Below are 6,693 nucleotides of genomic sequence, written 5' to 3'. Positions count from 1 at the left end.
GCCACGGCAGGATCCTTAAGCCCTTAAAGACGAAACCCGCCAACCACAGCAAGGTTGACGGGTAGTCGGCGCGCTTGAGCTAGATATCCGTGCCGATATCGAGGTGCATACCCGGAACCGAGTTGATGAGGTTGCGGGTGTACTCCTGCTGGGCGTTTTCGAAGATATCGTCGGCGGTGCCCTGTTCGACGGCCTGGCCCTTCTTCATCACTACCACGTCGTCGGCAGTCTGGCGGACCACTGCGAGGTCGTGGGTAATGAAGAGGTAGGACAGGCTGAGCTCAGACTGCAGCTCCGCAAGCAGCTGGATGATCTGGTTCTGCACCAGCACGTCCAGGGCGGAAACGGCCTCGTCGAGGACGATGACCTCTGGGCGCAGCGCGAGCGCGCGGGCGATGGCGATGCGCTGGCGCTGGCCGCCGGAGAGCTCGTTGGGGTAGCGGCGCATGGCGGAGCGAGGCATGGAGACCATGTCGAGAAGCTCGGCCACGCGGGCCTCACGTTCTTTGCGCGAGCCCACCTTGTGCAGCGCCATGGGTTCCTCGATGCACTTATAAATCGAGTACATCGGATCCAGCGAGCCATAAGGGTTCTGGAAAACCACCTGCATCTTGCGGCGGAGCTTGAAGAGTTCCTGCTTCGATAGCTTCGAGGTATCGCGGCCTTCGAATTCGATGGTGCCGGAGGTCGGCTCCAGCAGGCCCAACACCATGTTGGCCACCGTGGACTTGCCGGAGCCGGACTCACCCACCAGTGCCAGGGTGGTGCCGCGGCGGATGTCGAAGGAGACATCGTCGACAGCCTTGAGGAGCTTCTTGCCGCCGCGCTGGCCGCGGATATCGAATTCCTTGGTGAGGTTGCGCACCGAGATGACCGGGGCCTGAGCCGCGGAAGATGAACCTGCAGCGGTGGAGCCAGGCTCGACGGCGGCGCCGATCGCCTCACCCGACTTCAGCTCCTTGGCCTCCACACCAGCTTCCTTGGCCGCGCGGATGCGGGAGGAGGCGAGGGAGGGGGCGGCGTCGACAAGCCGGCGCGTGTAGGGGTGCTGCGGGGAGCGCAGAATCTCACGTGACGGGCCGGACTCGACGATGCGGCCGCGGTGCATCACGATGAGGTGCTCCGCGCGCTCGGCTGCCAGACCGAGGTCGTGGGTAATGAAGAGCACCGCGTTACCCAGCTCCTCGGTGAGGTGTTCCAGGTGATCCAGGATGGTCTTCTGCACCGTCACGTCGAGGGCGGAGGTGGGCTCGTCGGCGATGAGCAATTTCGGGCGTGCTGCCAGGCCGATCGCGATGAGCGCGCGCTGGCGCATACCACCAGAAAACTCGTGGGGGTACTGCTTGGCGCGCCGCTCGGCGTCGGGAAGCCCGGCTTCCTCCAGAAGCTCCACCACGCGTTCGTGACGCTTGGAGCCCTCCACCACGTGGTTGGCCTTGAGAGACTCCTCAACCTGCGTGCCGATGCGCCACACTGGGTTGAGGTTGGACATCGGATCCTGCGGGACCAAGCCAATCTTGTCACCGCGCAGCGATTCGAATTGCTTGTTGTTGTAGTGAGTGATGTCTTCGCCCTCAAAGAGGATCTGGCCGCCGGTGACCTTGCCGGTGCCCGGCAGCAGACCCAGGATGGACATCGCCGTGGTGGACTTACCGGAACCGGACTCGCCCACGATGGCCACGGACTGGCCCGGGTAAATGGACATGTTGACGCCACGCACTGCCTCAACCACGCCGGTGGACGTGGTGAAGGAGATGTGGACGTCCTTCATTTCAAGAAGTGGCTTAGTCATTAACGCTTCCTCGCCTTCGGATCGAGTGCATCGCGGACGACGTCACCCATCATGATGAAGCTCAACACGGTCAGGCCCAAAGCACCCGCCGGGTAGAACAGGACTGCCGGGGCAACACGCAGGGAAGCCTGCGCGTCGGAGATGTCTCCGCCCCAGGACACGAACGTCGGCGGCAAGCCGATGCCCAGGAAGGACAGGGTGGCCTCGGCGACGATGTAGGTACCCAGGGCCACGGTTGCGTAGGAGATGATGGGCGCGGCCGCGTTCGGCAGAATGTGGCTGAACAAGATGCGCCAGCTCGACGCACCAATGGAGCGCGCGGATTGCACGAATTCCTCGTTCTTGATGGAAACCACCGCACCGCGCGTGATGCGGGCGATGGAGACCCAGCCGAAGAGGCCGAGCACCAAGACCACCGTGACGATGGTGCGGTGCTCCTTGAACATCTGCATGACCACGATGGCGGCGAGCACCAGCGGGATGGCGAAGAAGATGTCGGTGATGCGGGAGAGAACAGAGTCGATCCAGCCGCCGAAGAAGCCGGCGATAGCACCGATCATGGAACCAAGCACCACGACGAGCAGCGTGGTGAGGATGCCGACGGCTACCGACGCGCGCGCACCGTAGATCACGCGGGCGTAGATATCGCAGCCTTGGCGGTTGAAGCCGAAGGGGTGGCCTGGCTCGGCGGGGGCGAGGGACTTGGACAGCTCGCACAGGCGTGGGTCAGTGCTAGTAAAGAGACCCGGTGCGATGGCCAGGAGGACGGCCACGAGGATCATGACGGCGGCAACCCAGAACAGCGGGCGACGGCGCAGGTAGCGCCATGCCTCGCCCCACTGGGAGGAAGGCGCGGACTCGTCCTTGACGGCATCGACCGCGCCGAGACCCGTTTCATCGGTTTCCGAGACGAAGTGCTCTTGGCCCGGATAGGGAGTGGTTTTCTCGAAATTAGGCATAGCGGATCCTCGGATCAAGTACGGCGTACAGGAGGTCAACGAGCAGGTTGGCGATGATGTAGATGATCACCAATACCGTGGTGAAGGAGACGATTGTGGTCGGCTCACCACGCAGGATGGCCTGGTACATGGTGCCGCCGACGCCGTTGATGCCGAAGATGCCCTCGGTCACGATGGCGCCGGTCATGAGCGCACCGATGTCGGCGCCGATGAAGGTGGCCACGGGAATCAGCGAGTTGCGCAGCACGTGGCGGCGGGTCACTGCACCGTTGGAGAGGCCCTTGGCGCGGGCGGTGCGCACGTAGTCGGCGCGCAGGTTCTCCGCCACGGACTGGCGGGTCAGGCGGATGACGTAGGCCAGGGAGAGCGCACCGAGCACCATGGCGGGCATGAGGAGGGACTTCACGGTGGCGTTAGCGCCGACGGTAACCGGCAGGACGCCCCACTTAATGCCCACGAGGTACTGGAAGACGAAGCCGATAACGAAGGAGGGCACGGCGATGACGAGCAGGGAGATGACCAACACGGTGGAATCGAAGAAGCCACCGCGGCGCATGCCGGCGAAGACGCCGAAAAGGATGCCGAAGACGGATTCAAAGATGATGGCCATGACGGTGAGCTTCACGGTAACCGGGAAGGCGTTCGCCATCACCTGGGTCACGGGAACACCGGAGAAGGTCGTGCCGAAGTCCAACATGAAGATGCCCTTGATATAGAGCAGATACTGAATGATGAACGGCTTGTCGAGGTTGTATTCCGCCTCAATGCGGGCGCGGGCGGCCTCGGTGAGGCCGCGGTCACCGCCAAGGGCTTCGACTGGATCGCCGGGCATCAAGAAGACGAGCGCGTAGATGAGCAGGGTGGCTCCGAAGAACACCGGAATCATCTGGAGCACTCGGCGCCCGATATAGCGCAGCATAGTGTGGTCCTTTACTCGTTGTGGGCAGGTGCTTGCCAGCGTTCTCCGGATTTCGGGACGCAGGTCAAAGCTTATGAGAATTTTAATGTGTGATCCCACGCTTCGAGAAATCTATAGCGCGTTTCTAATCACACTTTGGGGGTGCTGGGTGAAAACGTGGGGCGACCCCCGCTCCACGGTGGTTGCGGGGGTCGTGCGAAGCAGTCAGGGGCTGGCGTTACTTCTTGGTGATGTTGTAGTACACCGGCTGGGACTTCCAGGAGAAGACGACATTGTTGACGTTCTCGGAGTAGCCACCGGTGGCGTTGGAGTACCACAGCGGGATAGCCGGCAGATCCTTGAACAGGACTTCCTGGGCCTCGGTGTACTTCTTGATGGCGTCTTCCTCGGAAGAGGAGGTCAGGGCTTCGTCGAGAAGCTTGTCAAACTCCGGGTTGGTGTAGTCACCGTCGTTGGAGGAACCGTTGGTCCTGTACAGCGGGGAGAGGAAGTTAGCCTGGCTTGGGTAGTCTGCCTGCCAGCCGGTGCGGAAGGCGGACTTGATGGTGCGGTTGGTCACCTCATCGCGCAGGGACTTGAAGTCCGGGTACGGAGCGCCAACTGCCTCGATGCCGAGGGTGTTCTTGATGGAGTTGGTGGTTGCATCCACCCAGCTCTTGTGGCCGCCGTCGGAGTTGTAGGCAATCTCCAGGGTCGGGTTATCCCACTTGTTGAGCTTGTCAGCCTCAGCCCACAGCTCCTTGGCCTTCTCCGGGTCATACTTCAGGACCTCATTGCCCTTGATGTCCTCGGAGTAGCCCGGCATAACCGGGGAGGTGAAGTCCTTGGCCGGGGTGCGGGTGCCCTTGAAGATGGTGTCCGTGATCTCCTCGCGGTTGATGGCATAGGAGATGGCTTGGCGACGCAGCACGCCTTCCTCGCCGGAGTAGTGCTCGAGGTTCTCGCCCAAGGTGAAGGACTGGAAGATAGCAGTCGGCTGGTTCACTGCACGGTCGCCGAGGTCGGCGTCGTAGACATCGAAAGCGGAGTCCGGAACGGCGTCGAGAACGTCGAGGTTGCCCGAGAGCAGATCGGCGTAAGCGGCGTCCTGGGAGGCGTAGAAGACGAACTTGATGCCGTCATTCTGCGGGGTCTGGCCACCCTTGTACTCCTCATTCGGAACGACGGTGGCGTCCTGGTTGTGGTTCCACTCGGTCAGCTTGTACGGGCCGTTGCCAATCGGGTTCTGGCCGAAGGCATCCATGTCTTCCAGGGCCGACTCGTGCAGCGGGTAGAACGCGGAGTAGCCCAACTGTGCCGGGAAGTCCTGCTCCGGGCTGTTCAGGGCGATGGTGAAGGTGTGGTCGTCGACGACCTTGAGGCCCTCCATCTTTTCGACGCCTTCCTCGAAGCCCTTGATGTTGGCAAAGAAGGATGCGTTGAGCTGGTCGTTGGCCACGGCGTAGTTCCAGGCGTCCACGAAGTTATTGGCAGTGACCGGGGAGCCGTCGGAGAACGTGGATTCCTTGAGCTTGACGGTGAACTCAGTGTTGTCGTCATTCGGCTCGATGGATTCAGCCAGCTCGTTCTGGGCTTCGCCATCGCCGTCGTAGTAGACCAGGCCAGCGTAGATGGAATCGACAATGCGTCCGCCGCCGACTTCGTTGGTGTTGGCCGGGATTAGTGGGTTCTGCGGCTCGGAGCCGTTGACGGTGACGATGCCATCACCAGAGCCGGAAGCAGAGTCCGAACCGGAGTTGTCGCCACCACAGGCCGCGAGGGTGAGCGGCAGGGTAGCGACAGAGAGAGCAGCGAGTGTCTTCTTGAGCGTCATGTAGGGCTTAGACCTCCGTGGTGCGAAAGATGTAGAAAACCTGTGATGTTGGTTTTATATGAAGCTACCGCGTGGCTCGTCTCATATACAAGGAATTGAAAAATATGTCCTGTGATAAAAGCTATAGGGCGGTAGGTATTCTTTCTTAACCTGCGGTTTTGTCAACGAATTAAAAAAGTCCCCATCCCCCTGAGAGGGGTGGGGCACGGAGGGCGGTGAATGTTACCTATCTCGCAGCCATTGGATGATGGTCTGAGTAAAACCATGCGGGTTCTCAAGATAGGGCAGGTTCTTGGAACCGGGGATAGTGGTGGCGGTGAAACCCGCGCGGCAGCGCCGCGCCGCCCGCCGCGCAACTGGCCGCCAGAGCATCTGATCGGCATGAATGAACAGCGTCGGGCACTGCAGGGTGAGCTCGAGCCAGCTTAGCGGAACCACGGCGGTACGCAGTCGGTGGTTCCAGATGATTCCCCGGCGGACGTTTCCTATGCGTGACGACGTCACGCGCAGGCGCAGGGCCTCCTCGCGCTCGGCGCCGCTGAAGGATCCGAGGGCGTCGAGATCCATCTCCCGAAGGTAGGTGGACTCCCGTAGCAGAAGGCTTGGGGCGCCAATTTTTCCCAGGCGACACAATGTCGCGCGCAGGAGAACCCACCCAAAGTCCCAGGGGCGTGCGGCGACGGCGCGGCGTAAATCTGCAGGGTGCGCTGCCGATACGGAGATCAGTCCGCGTACCCGTTCGGGCCGCTCGGTGGCCAGCGCCCATGCCACCGCACCGCCGGTATCCGCGCCGACCAGGTAGGCATCGTCGTGCCCCAGTGCGCGGATGGCACCGCTGACATCACCAACCGCCACGCGGATATCTTGGCCGGGTTCGAGCGGCGGTTTATCGGACATGCCAAAGCCACGCATGTCGAGAGCGGCGACGTGGAAGCCTGCGGCGGCAAGCGGGGCAATGATATTCCGGAAGTCGAACCACCCGCCGAAAGAACCATGGAGCAACAGCACCAGCGGGTCATCCGGGTCGCCAGCGGTGGCGGCGTGCAGGCGGATGCCGCGCGTGTGCAGGAACTCGTGCTCAAAGGGGCCGTCAAGCTCCACTACGGAGGGCGGTAGGGGATTCATAGGCGGGCCTTTCATGGGAAGGGTGCACAGACGAAATCCGCCCCGAACGCATGTGCTCGGGGCGGGAGAGTTAAACGGAACCTGA

The 6,693-nt window shown here is 62.0% G+C and carries 5 protein-coding genes; all 5 read right to left on the bottom strand.

From position 1 onward, the window contains the following. Nucleotides 1-79 precede the first annotated feature (79 nt). Complete coding sequence (locus HMPREF2565_RS13120) at nt 80-1,792, bottom strand: dipeptide ABC transporter ATP-binding protein (RefSeq protein WP_071407551.1); 1,713 nt, start codon at nt 1,790-1,792, stop codon at nt 80-82. Further along, on the bottom strand, nt 1,792-2,751 hold the full coding sequence (locus HMPREF2565_RS13115; RefSeq protein WP_070527758.1) for an ABC transporter permease: 960 nt from the start codon (nt 2,749-2,751) through the stop codon (nt 1,792-1,794). Before HMPREF2565_RS13115 ends, HMPREF2565_RS13120 begins: the two co-directional genes overlap by 1 nt. Further along, nucleotides 2,744-3,670, bottom strand: coding sequence for an ABC transporter permease (locus tag HMPREF2565_RS13110; RefSeq protein WP_010189948.1), 927 nt, complete (start codon nt 3,668-3,670; stop codon nt 2,744-2,746). The genes HMPREF2565_RS13115 and HMPREF2565_RS13110 overlap by 8 nt, the downstream gene beginning before the upstream one ends. 217 nt (nt 3,671-3,887) lie before the next feature. Continuing rightward, nucleotides 3,888-5,483: a peptide ABC transporter substrate-binding protein gene (locus HMPREF2565_RS13105; RefSeq protein ID WP_070527755.1), complete on the bottom strand. Its 1,596-nt coding sequence runs from the start codon at nt 5,481-5,483 to the stop codon at nt 3,888-3,890. A gap of 222 nt (nt 5,484-5,705) precedes the next feature. After that, nucleotides 5,706-6,608, bottom strand: a complete 903-nt coding sequence (locus HMPREF2565_RS13100; RefSeq protein WP_071407550.1) for an alpha/beta fold hydrolase — start codon at nt 6,606-6,608, stop codon at nt 5,706-5,708. Nucleotides 6,609-6,693 lie beyond the last annotated feature (85 nt).

Source organism: Corynebacterium sp. HMSC072A04, from assembly GCF_001809235.1.
Taxonomy (GTDB): domain Bacteria; phylum Actinomycetota; class Actinomycetes; order Mycobacteriales; family Mycobacteriaceae; genus Corynebacterium; species Corynebacterium hiratae.
Note: the sequence above shows the minus strand (reverse complement) of the source record. Positions and strands in the feature narration are given on the sequence as shown.